This window comes from Streptomyces sp. LUP30, assembly GCF_001746365.1.
GTDB lineage: Bacteria > Actinomycetota > Actinomycetes > Streptomycetales > Streptomycetaceae > Streptomyces.
In genome coordinates this window covers 121,388-138,530 of the sequence record NZ_MJAJ01000008.1, presented here as the reverse complement: position 1 = coordinate 138,530, position 17,143 = coordinate 121,388, and the positions used below count along the sequence as shown (strand labels likewise).

The window sequence follows — 17,143 nt, the reverse complement described above, 5'->3', positions numbered from 1 at the left end:
TGGGGGGTCTTGGAAGGAGGGAGGGTGCCGTGCTGCCGGAACCACGACCTGATTCCTACGGTTCCGTAACCTACGGCGTCGTAAGTATGGCAGCGCACCGCCCTGCGGCAAGAGCCCGCCAACCTGCGCGTCTCCGAGGAGACCTATCCTTGGAGACGGTCGGACAGCGCGGTCCGCTCTGTTTTCTTCCCGGATGTCAGGGCCCCTAAGCGGCGTCCGCCGCGAGGCCCGACATCCGAGTTCCCTCCCGGACGAGCTTCAACACTGCAAGGAGCCGCACCTGTGAGCAGTGCCGACGACCTTGGCCAGGCCACCACGACGACCAGCACCGAGCTGCGCGCCGACATCCGCCGACTGGGCGACCTCCTCGGGGAGACCCTCGTCCGGCAGGAGGGCCCAGAACTCCTCGACCTGGTCGAAAAGGTCCGCCGCCTCACCCGAGAGGACGGCGAAGCCGCCGCCGAACTCCTGCGTGGCATCGAACTGGAAACCGCGGCCAAGCTGGTCCGCGCCTTCTCCACCTACTTCCACCTCGCCAACGTCACCGAACAGGTCCACCGCGGCCGCGAACTGCGCGAACGCCGCGCAGCCGAGGGCGGCCTCCTCGCCCGCACCGCCGACCGCCTCAAGGACGCCGACCCCGAACACGTCCAGCAGACGGTCCGCCACCTCAACGTGCGCCCCGTCTTCACGGCGCACCCCACCGAAGCCGCGCGCCGGTCGGTACTCAACAAGCTCCGGCGCATCGCAGCACTCCTCGAGACCCCCGTCATCGAGTCCGACCGCCGGCGCTACGACACCCGCCTCGCCGAGAACATCGACCTCGTGTGGCAGACCGACGAACTGCGCGTCGTCCGCCCCGAGCCCGCCGACGAGGCCCGCAACGCCATCTACTACCTCGACGAACTCCACGCCGGCGCCGTGGGCGACGTCCTCGAAGACCTGACGGCGGAACTGGAACGCGTCGGCGTCAAGCTCCCCGACGACACCCGCCCCCTCACCTTCGGCACTTGGATCGGCGGCGACCGCGACGGCAACCCCAACGTCACCCCCCAGGTCACCTGGGACGTCCTGATCCTCCAGCACGAACACGGCATCAACGACGCCCTGGAGACCATCGACGAACTGCGCGGATTCCTGTCGAACTCCATCCGCTACACCGGCGCCACCGACGAACTCCTCGCCTCCCTCCAGGCCGACCTCGAACGACTCCCCGAGATCAGCCCCCGCTACAAGCGCCTCAACGCAGAAGAGCCCTACCGCCTCAAGGCCACCTGCATCCGCCAGAAGCTCGAGAACACCAAGCAGCGCCTCGCCAAGGGCATCCCCCACGAGCCCGGCCGCGACTACCTCGGCACCAGTGAACTCCTGCAGGACCTCACCCTCATCCAGACCTCCCTGCGCGAACACCGCGGCGGCCTCTTCGCCGACGGCCGCATGAACCGCACCATCCGCACCCTCGCCGCGTTCGGCCTCCAACTCGCCACCATGGACGTCCGCGAACACGCCGACGCCCACCACCACGCCCTCGGCCAGCTCTTCGACCGCCTCGGCGAAGAATCCTGGCGCTACACCGACATGCCCCGCGAGTACCGCACCAAGCTCCTCGCCAAGGAACTCAGGTCACGCAGGCCCCTCGCACCCACCCCGGCCCCCGTCGACGCCGCCGGCGAGAAGACCCTCGGCGTCTTCCTCACCGTCAAGCGCGCCCTGGAGGTCTTCGGACCCGAGGTCATCGAGTCCTACATCATCTCCATGTGCCAGGGCGCCGACGACGTCTTCGCCGCCGCCGTCCTCGCCCGCGAAGCCGGACTCGTCGACCTCCACGCAGGCTGGGCCAAGATCGGCATCGTCCCCCTCCTGGAGACCACCGACGAGCTCAAGGCCGCCGACACCATCCTGGAGGACATGCTCTCCGACCCGTCGTACCGCAGGCTGGTCGCCCTGCGCGGAGACGTCCAGGAAGTCATGCTCGGCTACTCCGACTCCTCCAAGTTCGGCGGCATCACCACCAGCCAGTGGGAGATCCACCGCGCCCAGCGCCGGCTGCGCGACGTCGCCCACCGCTACGGCGTCCGCCTGCGCCTCTTCCACGGCCGCGGCGGCACCGTCGGCCGCGGCGGCGGCCCCTCCCACGACGCCATCCTCGCCCAGCCCTGGGGCACCCTCGAAGGCGAGATCAAGGTCACCGAACAGGGCGAGGTCATCTCCGACAAGTACCTCATCCCCTCCCTCGCCAGGGAGAACCTGGAACTGACGGTCGCCGCCACCCTGCAGGCCTCCGCCCTGCACACCGCCCCCCGCCAGTCCGACGAGGCCCTCGCCCGCTGGGACGCCGCCATGGACGTCGTCTCCGACGCCGCCCACGCCGCCTACCGCGCCCTGGTCGAGGACCCGGACCTGCCGACGTACTTCCTCGCGTCGACGCCGGTGGACCAGCTCGCCGACCTCCACCTCGGCTCCCGGCCCTCCCGCCGCCCCGGTTTCGGCGTCTCCCTCGACGGCCTGCGCGCCATCCCGTGGGTGTTCGGCTGGACCCAGTCGCGACAGATCGTCCCCGGCTGGTTCGGCGTGGGCTCCGGCCTCAAGGCACTGCGCGAGGCAGGCCTGCGGCAGGAAGGGGACACCGTGCTCGAGGAGATGCACGAACAGTGGCACTTCTTCCGCAACTTCATCTCCAACGTCGAGATGACCCTCGCCAAGACCGACCTGCGCATCGCCCAGCACTACGTCGACACCCTCGTCCCCGACGAACTCCGCCACATCTTCGACACCATCAAGACGGAACACGCCCTCACCGTCGCCGAAGTCCTCAAGATCACCGGCGAACGCGAACTGCTCGACGCCACCCCCGCCCTCAAGCAGACCTTCAGCATCCGCGACGCCTACCTGGACCCCATCTCCCACCTCCAGATCACTCTGCTCAAGCGCCAGCGCGACGCCGCGGCCGCCGGCTCCGAACCCGACCCGCTGCTGTCCCGCGCCCTCCTCCTCACCGTCAACGGCGTCGCGGCCGGCCTGCGCAACACCGGCTGACCCACACCCACACCCACGCCCCACACACCCACGCCGGACACCCACGAAACGACCGCGCCCCCGGGTTCACCCGAACCCGGGGGCGCCGCCACGTCCACACAGCCACCACCCACACCCCCCAACCCCCGCACCCCTCACATCGCCACGAAAGCCGCCGTCAACAACGCCACACCCGACCCCGCCAACACCCACCCCGCCCCCCCCCCCCCCCCACCCGCCCCAGACCACCCGCCACCACCACCGACGCCAGCAGCAACGCCCCGCCCAACGGCACCCACGCCAACAACACCCCCGCAGGACCCGACCGCACCGCCTCGCCCGAGCCCGGCTTCAGCACCACCGCATACCTCCCCCCGACCCGCACCGCCACCGAATCCTCGATCACCACCCGCGCACGAGCCGTCGACCCCGCCGACACCGGCGCATACCGCCCCGCACACCACCCCCCGTCACACTCCGCCACCACCACCGTGCCCTGCTCCCGGCCCTTCGTCAGCATCACGTGCTGCGCCACACCCCAGGAACCCCACACCCCCGCGAGCAGGATCAGCACCGCCACCCCGCCCATCACCGCGAACCGCCCCCACCGCAACGCCACCGCCGATCCCCCGGCCGGCCCCCTCCACGAGGAACTCCGACGACGATGGGACCGGACGGCTGCGGACCGGACGACTACGGCAGGCATGGCCGGGATCATTGGCCATGCCCGAACGACACGTCAACCTCCCGAGCGACGGATCAGGAGTTGTACGTGCTCTGCGCCCGCTCCAACCCCTCCAGCACCAACGCCTCCACCGCATCCGCCGCCCGGTCCACGAAGTAGTCCAGCTCCTTGCGCTCCGCCGACGCGAAATCCTTCAGCACGAAATCCGCCACCTGCATCCGACCCGGCGGCCGCCCGATCCCGAACCGCACCCGGTGGTACTCCGACCCCATCGCCTTCGTCATCGACTTCAGACCGTTGTGCCCGTTGTCCCCACCGCCCAGCTTCAACCGCAGCACCCCGTAGTCGACGTCCAGCTCGTCGTGCACCGCCACCACGTTCCCCAACGGCACCTTGTAGAAGTCCCGCAACGCGTTCACCGGACCACCCGACAGGTTCATGAACGACATCGGCTTCGCCAGCACCACCCGCCGGCTCCCCATCCCCGGCGGACCCACCCGCCCCTCCACCACCTGCGCCTGCGCCTTACCCGCCCGCTTGAACCTGCCGCCCATCCGCCCGGCCAGCAGATCGGCCACCATGAAACCCACGTTGTGCCGGTTCATCGCGTACTCCGGACCCGGATTGCCCAGGCCCACGATCAGCCAGGGCGCACTGGCATCGGTCGTCACGTCCATGTCTCCTCGACTCGGCTTACAGGCAGGGGCTACCGACAGGGTCTGCAGGCAGGTGCTACTGACAGGGGTGCAGGCTGCAGGCGAGGGCCGCGGAGCGGCAATCGCACACAGGGACCGACACGGGGACCATACGCAGACCGCCGCTCCCCGGGGGAAGCGGCGGCCGACGGAACGACGATCCGGAAGATCAGGCCTCGGTGGTCTCGGCCTCGGTCTCGGCCGGGGCCTCCTCCGCCTGGGCGGCCAGCACCTGGAGGACGACCGCGTCCTCGTCGATCACCAGCGTGGTGCCCTTGGGCAGCGGGATGTCCTTCGCGAGGATGGAGGCGCCGGCCTCCAGGCCCTCGATGGAGACGGTGACCGACTCCGGGATGTGCGTGGCCTCGGCCTCGACGGTCAGCGTGCTCAGCACGTGCTCGAGCAGGTAGGCGCCCGGCGCCAGGTCGCCCTCGGTGTGCACGTAGACCTCGACGTTGACCTTCTCGCCGCTGCGGACCAGCAGCAGGTCGACGTGGTCGAGGAAGCCCTTGATCGCGTCACGCTGCACGGCCTTCGGGATGGCCAGCTGCGTCTTGCCCTCGAGCTCCAGGCTCAGCAGGACGTTCGGAGTGCGCAGCGCGAGCTGGAGCTCGTGGCCCGGCAGCGTGATGTGCATCGGCTCGGCGCCGTGACCGTAGACGACGGCGGGAACCTTGCTGGCACGACGGATACGGCGGGCGGCGCCCTTGCCGAACTCGGTGCGGGTCTCGGCTGCGAGCTTGACCTCGGCCATGTTCACTCCTCGTAGAACTGGGGAAAGGTGGTCACCCGGCCAAACCATCGGCCTGCTACGAAGAGCGCGTCGATAACGGACCGCCGTACATACGCGCAAACGCACGCGTACGGCCTCCCTCGCCGAGCAACTGGGACAGTCTACGCAGCGGGAAGGCCGTACAAGAAATCGATCTAGACGAGAACCGTCACGGCGACCGTCACCACGGCCGCCACGGCGACCGTCACTGCTCGTCGAACAGGCTCGTCACCGAACCGTCCTCGAACACCTCGCGCACCGCGTTGGCGATCGTCGGCGCGATCGACAGCACCGTGATCTTGTCGACCTCCAGCTCACCCGGCGTCGGCAGGGTGTTGGTGAAGATGAACTCGCTCACCTTGGAGTTCTTCAGACGATCGGCCGCCGGACCCGACAGCACACCGTGCGTCGCCGTCACGATGACGTCCTCGGCGCCGTGCGCGAACAACGCGTCGGCCGCCGCACAGATCGTGCCGCCCGTGTCGATCATGTCGTCCACGAGCACACAGACGCGACCCTTGACCTCGCCCACGACCTCGTGGACCGTCACCTGGTTCGCCACGTCCTTGTCACGCCGCTTGTGCACGATCGCCAGCGGCGCGCCCAACCGGTCGCACCAACGGTCCGCCACCCGCACCCGACCCGCGTCCGGCGACACGACGGTCAGCTTCTGCCGGTCCACCTTGCTGCCCACGTAGTCCGCGAGCAACGGCAGGGCGAAGAGATGATCCACCGGACCGTCGAAGAAACCCTGGATCTGGTCCGTGTGCAGATCCACCGTCAGGATCCGGTTCGCACCCGCCGTCTTCATCATGTCCGCGATCAGCCGGGCCGAGATCGGCTCCCGCCCGCGGTGCTTCTTGTCCTGCCGCGCGTAACCGTAGAACGGCACGATCACGGTGATCGAACGGGCCGACGCACGCTTCAACGCGTCGATCATGATCAACTGCTCCATGATCCACTTGTTGATCGGAGCCGTGTGGCTCTGGATCAGGAAGCAGTCCGCACCGCGCGCCGACTCCTGATACCGCACATAGATCTCACCATTGGCGAAATCGAAGGCCTTCGTCGGGACGACCCCGACACCCAGCTGGTGGGCGACCTCCTCGGCAAGCTCGGGGTGGGCGCGGCCGGAGAAGAACATCATCTTCTTCTCGCCGGTCGTCTTGATCCCGGTCACAGCACTGTCTCCTCAGAGGTGTCTCAGCTGGATGTCGAGAAACCACGCCGCTGGGCGCGACGAGGCCGTCTCAGCTGGTGGGGTGCGGGTGTGCACTTATCACGGTACGCCGAGTCCGACGCGCCTGTTTCCGGTCAGCCTTCGCTCTCCGCCCGGCGGGACGCCGTCTCCGCCGCCTTCGCCGCCGCACTGCCCGGACGCTTACGAGCCACCCAACCCTCGATATTGCGCTGCTGGCCACGGGCCACGGCCAACGAACCGGGTGGCACATCCTTCGTGATCACGGACCCCGCGGCGGTGTACGCACCGTCCCCGACCGTGACAGGCGCCACAAACATGTTGTCCGAACCCGTCCGGCAATGCGACCCGACGGTGGTGTGATGCTTGTCCTGTCCGTCGTAGTTCACGAACACACTCGCAGCGCCGATGTTCGAGTACTCACCGATCGTCGCGTCCCCCACATAGGACAGATGCGGGATCTTCGTCCCCTCGCCGATCGAGGCGTTCTTCGTCTCCACGTACGTGCCGATCTTGCCCTTGGCGCCCAGACGCGTACCCGGCCGCAGATACGCGAACGGCCCCACCGACGCGTTCGCACCGATCCGCGCGCTGTACGACACCGTGTTGTCCACCCGCGCCCCCGCACCGACCTCCGTGTCCGTCAGCCGGCAGTTCGGACCCACCTCGGCGCCCTCGCCCAGATGCGTCGAACCGTGCAACTGCGTACCCGGGTGAACGACCGCGTCCTGCTCGAACGTCACCGTCACGTCCACCCACGTCGACGCCGGGTCCACCACCGTCACACCCGACAGCATCGCCGCCGTCAGCAACCGGTCGTTCAGAATCCGACGCGCCTCGCTCAGCTGCACCCGGTTGTTGATGCCCGCGATCTCACGGTGATCCGCGGCGACGGACGCACCGACCCGGTGACCGGCCTCGCGCAGGATCCCCAGCACGTCCGTCAGGTACTCCTCGCCCTGGCTGTTGTCCGTGCGCACCTTCTTCAACGCGTCCGCCAACAACTCCCCGTCGAACGCGAACACCCCGGAATTGATCTCCCGGATCGCCCGCACCGACTCCGACGCGTCCTTGTGCTCCACGATCCCCGTGACGGCGCCCGACGCCTCGTCCCGCACGATCCGCCCGTAACCCGTCGCATCCGGCACCTCGGCCGTCAGCACCGTCACCGCGTTCCCGTCCGCCTGATGCGTCGCAGCCAGCTGCGCCAGGGTCGCGCCGGTGAGCAGCGGAGTGTCGCCGCAGACGACCACCACGGTCCCCTCGACACCGCCGCCGAGCTGCTCCAGCCCCATCCGCACGGCGTGACCGGTGCCGTTCTGCTCCTCCTGCACGGCGGTGCGCACGGCGGCGTCGACCTCGGCGAGGTGCGCGGTGACCTTCTCGCGGGCGTGCCCGACGACGACGACCAGGTTCTCCGGGTCCAGCTCGCGGGCGGCGGCCAGCACATGGCCCACGAGGCTGCGGCCGCTGATCTCGTGCAGGACCTTCGGTATGGCCGACTTCATACGGGTGCCCTCACCCGCTGCGAGTACGACGACGGCTGCCGGGCGAATGGCGCTCACGGAGTTGCCCTTCGGCTGTGGAGAGGTGGGGACATCCGAAGGATACCGGGGCGTTTCCGGGGGGACATGAGAGCGGGCCCCGACCCCGTGCTGGGGCAGGACCCGAACTGGCTTTTTGTGTGGTGTGGGGCTCCCGGAGAAGGATTCGAACCCTCATTCAACGGACCAAAACCGTTTGTCCTGCCCTTAGACGATCCGGGATGGATTTCGCGCTATGTCCGATTTCGTTGATCGGCTGCGCGCGCGGACTCCACTATGCCGTACCAGGAGCCCTCGATGCGACGGTACAAGTCGGCGCTCTTCAGGACTTTGATCACCAGGCAGCCCCGGTACGACTCCCCGGTGTTCTTCCGAACGGTCTTGGGGTTGTGCTTCTTGAGGGTCGTCTTGGTGAACGAGGAGCGGTCGGCTCCGACGAGGTCGGCCCAGTACTCCTCGGCGCTCGTCACGTCCGCGCTCTCGTGGATCATGACGGCGAAGCGCAGCCGCTCGGGCCCGACGCCGAGCCGGTCGAGCCAGGCCAGGAAGATCAGGATCATTCCCGGATCGCTGTTGACGAAGGCGACCCGCTCGCGGCGGGCGTACGCCTTGTCCTTGGCTCCCTCTGCCCAGTAGAGGCCCACTCCGACCAGGAACAGTTCTCGCGCCGAGAGGTCTCCCACCGCCTGGCGCGCCTCCTCCTTCTCGCGGCGTCGTACCTCGTCGCGGATGCGCAGCCGCGCATCCCATCCGCGCCTTGCGACGGCGGCGGCCTCCTCCGTGCTGCGACGCTTGCGCTCCGGCTTCGGCAGATCCCGAACCCACAGCGAGATCGAGCTCTTCGAGCAGCCCAGCTCCACCTGGATCTGGTCGTACGTCCACCCCTGGAGCCGTAGTTCGCGCGCCCTGTCCCGCAGGTCGTCCTTGGCGTTCGGGCGTTTCGTCCAGTCCGGCGGGGGTTCGCCGTCGAGGAGCCGGTTGAGGATGTCGTTGTTGTGGACGTGGAGCCGGTCGCGGATCTGGCGTCGGCTGAGGCCCTCGCGTCGCAGGGCGAGCGCTCGCTCCCGCAGTCCCTCGAAGTCCGCGTACTTGCCATGGGTATGTGCCATACGCATACCGTCCGGGCGGAATGCTCGGTTCCGGGGTCGAACGGGTGTGGTTCAGCAGTTCGAGGGATACCGGTGGGTTTCGATGTTGTTCGGTTACGGTGTGTGGTGTGGATCGGTCGGAGAAAGTCGCCGGAAAAGGCGGGGGCCGCGCCCGTAGGGTGGAGTCATGACCACGACGGGGGAAGAGGACACGGCGGCCCGGGGAGGGCCGTTGTGGTGGGGCAGACGGCGTAGCGCGGCGTTCGACTGGAGCCTGGGGTTCGTGTCCGCCGTGGAGTGTGCGGTGGAGGGGGTTCCGTTCGCGCAGGACGCCGGGATTCCGGTGGCGGTGGGGGTGGTGTTCGGGGCGCTGGCGGGTTCGGTGCTGGTGGTGCGGCGGAAGTGGCCGATCGCGGTGGTGTTGGTGGCGATCGCGATCACGCCGGCGCAGATGGGTTTTCTGATGGGGATCGTGGGGTTGTACACGCTCGCCGCGTCGGAGTTGCCTCGGCGGATCATCGGTTCGCTGGCGGGGATGCAGTTGCTGGGGACGTTGATCGTGACCTTCGTGCAGGTGCGGCAGAGCATGAACCGTGGGTCGTTGACGCTGGGGGACTGGTTCGTTCCGTTCGCGGCGATCACGACGTCGTTGGGTTTGACGGCCCCGCCGTTGCTGCTGGGAATGTACGTGGGGGCGCGGCGGCGGTTGATGGAGAGTCTTCGGGAGCGGGCGGACAGCCTTGAGCGGGAGTTGCAGTTGCTCGCGGAGCGTGCGGAGGAGCGGGCCGAGTGGGCGCGGGGTGAGGAGCGGACGCGGATCGCGCGGGAGATGCACGATGTGGTGGCTCATCGGGTGAGTCTGATGGTGGTGCATGCGGCGGCGTTGCAGGCGGTGGCGCGGAAGGATCCGGAGAAGGCCGTGCGCAACGCGGTGTTGGTGGGGGACATGGGGCGGCAGGCGTTGACCGAGTTGCGGGAGATGCTCGGGGTTTTGCGCAGTGGTGGTTCGGGGGCGCGGGTTGCGTCGGCGCCGTTGGTGGCGGTGGCCGCGGCGGTGGTGGAGGAGGGGGAGGGGCCTTGTCTGGAGGAGTTGGAGGAGCTGGTGGGGCAGTCGGCGGCTGCGGGGATGGTGGTGGAGCTGTTGGTGGAGGGTGAGGTGCGGGCGTATGCGCCGGAGGTGGAGCAGACGGCGTATCGGGTGGTGCAGGAGGCGTTGACGAACGTGCACAAGCATGCGGCGGGGGCGAAGACGCGGGTGCGGTTGGCGCATCGGGTGGCGGAGATCGCGATGCAGGTGGAGAACGGTGCGCCGCCCGAGGTGGGGTCGGCGTCGTCGGCGGGGCTGCCGTCGGGGGGCAACGGGTTGGTGGGGATGCGGGAGCGGGTGGTGGCGTTGGGCGGGGTGTTCGTGTCGGGGCCGACGGAGTCGGGGGGGTTTCGGGTGTCGGCGGTGATTCCGGCGTCGTGACCGAGGCGTTGTGACCCAGGTGTTGTGAGGGCGGCGTAGTGGCCGAGGCGTGGTGGTCGCTGCGCTGTGACCGCGGCGCTGTGACCGCGGTGCTGTGACCGCTGCGTGGGGATTGCAGCGTCATGTGACCGGGGTCTGTTTCGTGTGGCCGGGAGGGGGCGGGGTGTGGTCGGCCGGGGCGGTCAGGGTGCGGTGAGGCGGGTGGGTTCGACGCCGGTGGTGAGGGCGCCGAGGGCTTGGTCGATGTCGGGGCCGAGGTACCAGTCGCCTGTGTGGTCGAGGGCGTAGACGCGGCCTTCCGCGTCGATGGCGAGGAGGGAGTGGGTGTCGGTCTCGGTGCCGAGGGGGGCGACGTCGGTGTCGAGGGCGCGGCCGAGGTCGGCGAGGGTGCGGGCGAGGTGGAGGCCGTGGAGGGGGTCGAGGTGGAGGGTGGTGGGGGCGATCTGGCGGCCGGGGCCGGCGGGGGTGACGGTGAGTCCGCCGAATTCGGCCCAGGCCTCGACGGCGGCGGGGAAGACGGCGTGGCGGTGGCCGGCGGGTGAGGTGTGTTCGCGGAGGGTGTCGGCCCAGATCTCGGCTTGTTTGATGTCCCAGCGTCCGGGTTGCCAGCCGGCGGCGCGCAGGGCGGCGTCGACGGGTACGGGGAAGCGCGTGGTGGAGGTGCGGTCGGGGTGCATCTGCCCTTCGTTCGTCGTGCTGGTGGTGCGTGGCCGGGTGTGGGGGGTGTCGGCCTGGGGTGTGCGGGTCAGTCGGCGGTGGCGGGGTCGACGATGCGGACGCCGAGGTGGGCGCTGAGGGCGGTGCAGGCGCGGCAGGGGGTGGCGAAGCTGCCGTGGAGGGGGTCGCCGTCTTCGCGGATGTGGCGGGTGGTGAGTTTGGCTTGTTTCAGTGTTTTGCGGGCTTCGCCGTTGGTCATGGGGCGGCGGGCGGCGCGTCTGCTGCGGGCGGCGTCTGCTGCGGCGATGTGGCGGGAGATGAGGAGTGCTTCGGCGCAGCGGCCGGTGAAGCGGTCGCGTTGGGTGCTGGGGAGGGTGTCGAGGAAGTCCTGGACGAGGGGGTGCAGGGGTGGGGGCTGGTCGCCGCGGGCGGCGGTGCCGGTGAGGGTGGCGCCGCGGACGGAGAGGGCGGCGGCGACGGTGGGCAGTATGCCGTCGCGGCGGTGGCGCAGGGTGGGGGTGCGGGGAGGTTCGGTGGCGGACCAGCCGATGCGGGGGTCGCCGTTGGCGGGGTGGTTTTCGGCGGTGGGGGCGGTGTGGTGGTCGCCCGTGGTGTGGGGGTGCAGGTCGCCCGACCTGCCGGTGTGTGACCCCGTCTGCGTCGCGTTCATGATCGTTTTCCCCTCCCGTGCATCCCCCGGAAGGTCACAGGGTGCCAAATGGGGTGGCGGGTGGGGAAGCTGGGGCGGTGCGACACGCCCGGGTTCGGGCTGGCTGTCACGGCGGGGTGACGGCTGGTCACGGAAGCGGAGGGCCGGTGACCGCTGTCGTCGTACCGCATAGGCTGTCGCCACCGTGAGCGCGCGGTTGACGCGCGTTGGCGATTGTTGAAGACAGTCGATACGGGGCGTGGTGGGCCGGTTCGCGAAGCGGAACGGGTCGCTGCGGGCCGTACAGAGTGCCGCAGGGGGCAACCGCCATGACTACAGGTCGGCTCGGGCAGCAGGCCGCGCCGCCGAACGCGGCCTATGCCGGGCAGGTCGTGCATTTCCCGGACCCGGTCCGGGCGGCACGGCACCCGAGGGGTGTGCGGGTGGACGAGCGGGGTTACCCGGATTTCTCGCCGTACGCGCGCGCGGTCGCGGAGATCGCTGATCCGCCGGAGGGTTTCGGCGTGGACGAGTTGCGGTTGACGGACTACGTGTCGGCGAACGCGGCGTCGGCGGCTTCGGGGCACGAGCTGTGGGACACGGTGTCCCCGGTGGCGACTCCGCACGGCTGGACGTGGCATCACGTGGTGGGTTCGCGGCGGCTGGAGCTGGTGCCGGTCGAGGTGAAGGCGTTGTTGCGGCATCACGGTGGGGTGTCGACGGCGGTGGTGGATCAGTCGAAGCGGGGGACGCGTCCGTTGCAGGAGACGCGTCCGGCGCATTTCGGGCTGCCGAAGTCGGGTGTGGCGGTGACGGAGCAGCAGGTGCAGGGGGTCGAGGAGGACCTGGGGTACCGGTTGCCGGGTGCGTATCGGTCGTTCCTGAAGGCGGCGGGCGGTTGTGCGCCGGTGGGCGCGGCGTTGGACGCGGAGCTGGGGCTGCTGGTGGACCAGCCGTTCTTCACGGTGCGGGACGAGGCGGCGGTCAACGACCTGGTGTATGTGAACAAGTGTCTGCGTGATCATCTGACGAAGGACTACCTGGGCGTCGGTTTCGTGCAGGGCGGGCTGCTGGCCGTGAAGGTGCGGGGCGAGCGGGCCGGTTCGGTGTGGTTCTGCGCGTACGACGACGTGCGGGACGTGGATCCGGGGTGGTCGGCGGCGGAGCGCATGGAGCGGTTGCTGCTGCCGTGCGGTGAGGACTTCGACGTCTTCCTGTCGCGGTTGGCCGGTAATCCGCCGGAGCTGGAGACGGTGGCGAATCTGATGGTGGACGGCGGGTTCGCGCGGGCGGTTCCGGTGTCGTCCGTGTCGTCCGCGGGTGCGGGGGAGTGAGCTGAACGATGGTGACGTTCGCACAGGCGCAGGAGCGCGCCGAAGAGTGGATCAACGGGGACGTGCCGGCGTATCAGCACCGTGAGGTGCGGGTGCGGGAGTTCGGGCTGGGCTTCGTGGTGTGGGCCGAGGACCGGGCGGAGGGCCCGCGTTCGGACGGGGGCGCGCAGCGGCTGGTGATCGCCCGGGACAGCGGGGAGGCCACGTTGTGGCCCGCGGCGCCGGTGGGTGAGGTGATCCGCCGGTACGAGGAGGAGTACGGCCGTCCGGACGGTCCCGTCGACGCGGTGCCGGCGCCTGCGGCGCGGGTGGACCTGAATCAGACGTCGTTCCTGCTGTCGCCGCCGGAGTGGTTGCAGGAGGCGGCGGACAAGCTGGGCATCCCGGACCGGCGGGACGCCGGTCCGGGTGACAGTGACAGTGGTGGTGACAGCGGCGGCGGTGACGCTGCGGAGCCGGCCGCGGTGGCCGGGCCGGGTTCCGGTTCGGGTTCCGGTCCGGGTGTCCCGGCCGGCGCTGATCCTTCGCTTCCCCGTACGCAGGGCGGGGTGCCCGGGAGCGGGTTGCCGCAGACGCAGGGCGGGGTGCCCGCGGGCGCCGGAGCCGGAGCCGGTGCCGGTGTGGCGTCGGCGGGTTCTGCTGCTCCCGCTCCGGCGGGGGCGACGCCGTGGGCCGGGACGGACACCAACGGGGACGCAGGTGACGACCGTTCCGTGCCGCTGCCCGCGACCGTGTTCGCGCCGCCGCTGAGCGGATCCGACGACGAGTCGGCGCCGCCGTCGGCGTCCTCGGACGCCAAGACGGCGCTGATGTCCGGCGGCAGCCAGCTGCCGCCCACCGCGGTCTCGCCCGCGCTCGGCGCTTCTGGCCCCGGGGCGCAGGGCGGCGCGAGTGGACCGGGCGCCGGGTCGGTCGGCGGCCCGGGTGCGCCTGGTGGGCCCGGTGTGCCGTCGGGTCCGGCTGCCGCGTCGTACGGCTATCCGCAGGGGCCCGGTGCGCCCGGCGGGCCGGGGACTCCGCCGCCGGGGAGTCCGCAGGGACCGCCCGTGCCCGACGGCTCGTCCTACGGCCATCCGCACGGAGCGGGGGCCGCTCAGTCTCCCGCTGCCGCTCCGCCGGGTTCGTCGGCGCGACCGCTCGCGCCGAACGCCGGTGACATCGCCGACGCCGCGACCAGCAAGGCCGCGCCGCCTCCGCGTCGTGCCCGTGGCGCGGGGGCGGTGCCGCCGCCTCCGCCGGCTGCGCCGGGTGCGCCCGGTGCGCGTCCGGGCGGCACGCCGCCTCCGCCTCCGCCTCCGTCCGCCGGGCCGGGTGCTCCGGGTGCCCCGGGGGCTCCGGCGGGCGGTTACGTGCCCACGCAGATGGTGTCCGCCCTGGGTCCCGACGGGCCCGCCGGGCCTGGTGCGCCGAAGCCGCCGGGTGCGCCGGGGGCACCTGGTGCGCCTGCTGGGCCGAACCCGCCCGGGGGCACGCCTCCCGGTGGCGTTCACCATGCCGCGACGATGCTGGCCGACCCCGGCCGGATGGGTCCGGGTGCGGGAGGCGCGCCGCAGCCTCCCGGTGCTCCCGGCGCGGTCCACCAGGCTCAGACGATGCTGGCCGGCCCTCAGCAGGGTGGTCCCGGTGCGCCTCCGCCGCCGCAGGTTCCGGGCGTCCCCGGCTTCCCGGGCGCTCCCCGGCCGCCGCTGCCGCCGGGTGCGATGCCGCCGCCGGGCGGCCCGGTACCGGGGCAGCCTCCGGCGTACGGGTATCCGCAGCAGCAGGGTTTGCCGACGGTCGGCCCGGGTTACCAGGCGGTGCTGCGCTATCGCGCGCAGGACGGCTCGGAGCAGCAGCTGATCCGGCGTTCCGCGCCGGGGACGCCGCACCCGGAGTGGCAGATCTTCCATGAGCTGCGGGCCATGAACGTGCCCCCGGACCAGGTGCTGGAGCTGCACACGGAGTTGGAGTCGTGCGAGCTGCCGGGTGCGTACTGTGCGCGGATGATCCGGGAGCAGTGGCCGCAGGCGAGGATCACGAGCATCGCGCCGTACGGCACGGATCACGCGAGCCGGCAGCAGGGCATGCAGCAACTGCTGGCGCATCAGGGCGAGTTGCACCAGGTGGCGGACGGGCCGGCGCGTCCGGCTCCGGTGCGTGCGCCGTTGCCGCCGGTGCAGCCCGTGCCGCCGGTTCCGCCGGAGGCGGTCGGGCAGGAGCTGGCCGCGGTGTTCGGGCCGGCGGTGTTCCGGTTCGAGCAGGCGGCGGTGTCGCGGCAGGGCGTGCCGCCGGTCGTGGCGCACACGCTGGTGGTGGCGGGTCTGCCGGCGGACATGGGGCCGTTCTTCTGGGCGCAGGCCCAGCCGGGGCGGCCGGTGCCGACGCTGGCGGAGCTGGCGGCGGAGCGCGGCGTTCAGCCGGCTCCGGACGCGGGCTCGTACCTCGTCATGGGCAGTGACTTCGGCAAGGCGATCTGTGTGCAGTACGGGACGGCGAACATCGTGGCGGTGCCGGTGGAGGCCGGGCCGGGTGGTGGGTCCGTGCCGCCGCAGTTCGTGAACACGGGGCTGCCGGAGTTCGCGCGCTGTCTGGCGTTGCTCGGGCGGATGTGGCGGCTGCGGTTCGGTCTGAACCAGGAGCAGGCGGGGCGCTGGACCGTGGACTTCCAGGCGCAGTTGGCCGCGCTCGACCCGGCGGCGCTGGGTTCGCCGGAGAGCTGGTGGTCGGTGCTGCTGGAGGAGATGTGGGACGGGCTGCTGTGACGGGCGGTCTTTGACCCGCCGGCGGTCGAGCGGGTGACACACAGAGGGGCTGGCCCCGGTCGGAGGACCGGGGCCAGCCCCTCTGTGTGTCACGGGCCGGGTCCCCTCCGCGTCGGGGCCGGCCCCTCGTGTTCGGTCCCGCCCCCTCCGCCTTCGGTCGAGCTCGTCCGAGTTCTGGACGTGCTCCGCCTGCTTTCGGGGTTGGCCGTGACCTGTACGCGGAGTGTCGCGTTATGAACACTTCCGTCCGATCCATCAAGATATGCGCGAAATCATCATGTCGTGTCCGTCTGGTGGCGAGGGGTTCAAGGATGAGCAGCGCATCGGTGTCACCGCCCGGGTTCTTGACCGTCCGCGGCCGCGGCTACCGGCCCGAACAGGTGGAGGCGTACACCGCCGCGCTCTGCGCCGACCGGGACGCCGCGTGGGAGCGGGCCGCGAGGCTCACCGTCCTCGCCAAGGAGATGGAGGCGGAGGCCGATCAGATGCGGGCGGTCGTGACACGGCTCGCGCCGCAGACGTACGACTCGCTGGGGGAGCGCGCACGGCGCATCCTCCAGCTCGCGGTCGAAGAGGCGGCGGATCTGCGCGAGAACGCGCGGCGTGTGGCGCTGGAGGACGTCGCGTACGCCGAGACGTGCGCCGTCGATGTGCGCCGGGCGGCCCAGGAGGAGGCGGACGCGCTGCGCGCGGACGCCGAGGAACGCGCCCGTCAGCGGCTGCTCGCGGCGCGCGCCGAGGCCGACGAGGTCCGCATCGGCGCCCGGCGCGAGGTGAAGGAGTACCGCGGGGAGGCGCTGGCCGCCCTGCGCGAGGTGCGTCAGCGCACCGCCGCCATGCTCGCCGGGCAGGAGAGGGACCAGGCCGAGCGGTGGGCCGCCGCGGAGCGCGAGGTGGCCGAGCGGGCCGCTGCCCTGGACGCCCGGTACGCCGTGGCCGTGGCCGGGGCCGAGGCGGCGCTGTCCGAGGCGAAGCAGGCGTTCGCCGAGGCGGAGGAGTCGGCCCGGCGCGGTCAGGAGGAGGCGCACGCGCGTGCCGCCGAGATCCTCGCCGAGGCACGCGCCCGCGAGGAGCGCACCGAGCGGGAGACGGAACGGCTGCTGCAGGAGCACGGCGCGCGTGGGGAGGACGTCCAGGCGCACATGGACCACGTCCGCAACAGCCTCTCCGCCCTCACCGGTCGCACAGCAGACTGACCGCGTCTGACCGGCCGCACAGCAGACTGACCGCGTCTGACCGGCCGCACAGCAGACTGACTGCGCCTCACCGGCCGCACAGCAGACTGACCGCGTCTGAC

General features: G+C 70.9%; 12 protein-coding genes, 1 tRNA gene and 1 pseudogene. 5 read left to right on the top strand and 9 right to left on the bottom strand.

The genetic code is table 11. The features are described 5' to 3' along the window. Positions 1 to 282 precede the first annotated feature (282 nt). Entirely contained in the window at positions 283 to 3,036 is a 2,754-nt protein-coding gene (ppc, locus tag BG482_RS10145; RefSeq protein WP_069768601.1) for a phosphoenolpyruvate carboxylase, read from the top strand. Between the two features lie 134 nt (positions 3,037 to 3,170). Here the strand turns inward: ppc and BG482_RS45075 are convergent. From BG482_RS45075 to BG482_RS10110, 7 genes and pseudogenes are all read right to left on the bottom strand, one after another. Further along, positions 3,171 to 3,733 (bottom strand): annotated as a pseudogene (locus BG482_RS45075) (hypothetical protein). A gap of 41 nt (positions 3,734 to 3,774) precedes the next feature. Next, complete coding sequence (gene pth / locus BG482_RS10135) at positions 3,775 to 4,377, bottom strand: aminoacyl-tRNA hydrolase (protein ID WP_069768600.1); 603 nt, start codon at positions 4,375 to 4,377, stop codon at positions 3,775 to 3,777. Positions 4,378 to 4,564: 187 nt separating this feature from the next. Continuing rightward, positions 4,565 to 5,149: a 50S ribosomal protein L25/general stress protein Ctc gene (locus BG482_RS10130; RefSeq protein WP_069768599.1), complete on the bottom strand. Its 585-nt coding sequence runs from the start codon at positions 5,147 to 5,149 to the stop codon at positions 4,565 to 4,567. 223 nt (positions 5,150 to 5,372) lie between these two features. Beyond that, the gene (locus BG482_RS10125; RefSeq protein WP_069768598.1) at positions 5,373 to 6,347 is read right to left on the bottom strand and encodes a ribose-phosphate diphosphokinase; all 975 of its coding nucleotides are present in this window, start codon (positions 6,345 to 6,347) and stop codon (positions 5,373 to 5,375) included. A 134-nt stretch (positions 6,348 to 6,481) separates the two neighbouring features. Beyond that, the gene (gene glmU, locus BG482_RS10120) at positions 6,482 to 7,930 is read right to left on the bottom strand and encodes a bifunctional UDP-N-acetylglucosamine diphosphorylase/glucosamine-1-phosphate N-acetyltransferase GlmU (protein ID WP_079141725.1); all 1,449 of its coding nucleotides are present in this window, start codon (positions 7,928 to 7,930) and stop codon (positions 6,482 to 6,484) included. A gap of 130 nt (positions 7,931 to 8,060) precedes the next feature. Further along, positions 8,061 to 8,131, bottom strand: a tRNA-Gln gene (locus BG482_RS10115). Positions 8,132 to 8,142: 11 nt separating this feature from the next. Continuing rightward, positions 8,143 to 9,018, bottom strand: a complete 876-nt coding sequence (locus tag BG482_RS10110; RefSeq protein ID WP_069768596.1) for a hypothetical protein — start codon at positions 9,016 to 9,018, stop codon at positions 8,143 to 8,145. 166 nt (positions 9,019 to 9,184) lie between these two features. Between BG482_RS10110 and BG482_RS10105 the strand changes: the two genes are divergently transcribed. Further along, positions 9,185 to 10,465, top strand: coding sequence for a sensor histidine kinase (locus BG482_RS10105; protein ID WP_069768595.1), 1,281 nt, complete (start codon positions 9,185 to 9,187; stop codon positions 10,463 to 10,465). A gap of 182 nt (positions 10,466 to 10,647) precedes the next feature. Here the strand turns inward: BG482_RS10105 and BG482_RS10100 are convergent, their stop codons facing one another. Both BG482_RS10100 and BG482_RS10095 read right to left on the bottom strand, forming a co-directional pair. After that, a complete protein-coding gene (locus BG482_RS10100) occupies positions 10,648 to 11,142 on the bottom strand; it encodes an SUKH-3 domain-containing protein (RefSeq protein ID WP_069768594.1) in 495 nt (164 codons plus the stop codon). Positions 11,143 to 11,210: 68 nt separating this feature from the next. Next, entirely contained in the window at positions 11,211 to 11,792 is a 582-nt protein-coding gene (locus BG482_RS10095) for a YwqJ-related putative deaminase (protein WP_069768593.1), read from the bottom strand. Positions 11,793 to 12,100: 308 nt separating this feature from the next. On the opposite strand from BG482_RS10095, the gene BG482_RS10090 reads away from it, so the two are divergent. From BG482_RS10090 to BG482_RS10080, 3 genes are all read left to right on the top strand, one after another. After that, positions 12,101 to 13,105 (top strand): SMI1/KNR4 family protein, encoded by a 1,005-nt coding sequence (locus tag BG482_RS10090; RefSeq protein ID WP_079141726.1) that lies wholly within the window; start codon positions 12,101 to 12,103, stop codon positions 13,103 to 13,105. Between the two features lie 8 nt (positions 13,106 to 13,113). Continuing rightward, positions 13,114 to 15,846 (top strand): SUKH-4 family immunity protein, encoded by a 2,733-nt coding sequence (locus tag BG482_RS40790; RefSeq protein ID WP_079141724.1) that lies wholly within the window; start codon positions 13,114 to 13,116, stop codon positions 15,844 to 15,846. A 311-nt stretch (positions 15,847 to 16,157) separates the two neighbouring features. Further along, positions 16,158 to 17,042, top strand: a complete 885-nt coding sequence (locus BG482_RS10080; protein WP_069768590.1) for a cellulose-binding protein — start codon at positions 16,158 to 16,160, stop codon at positions 17,040 to 17,042. Positions 17,043 to 17,143: the final 101 nt, after the last annotated feature.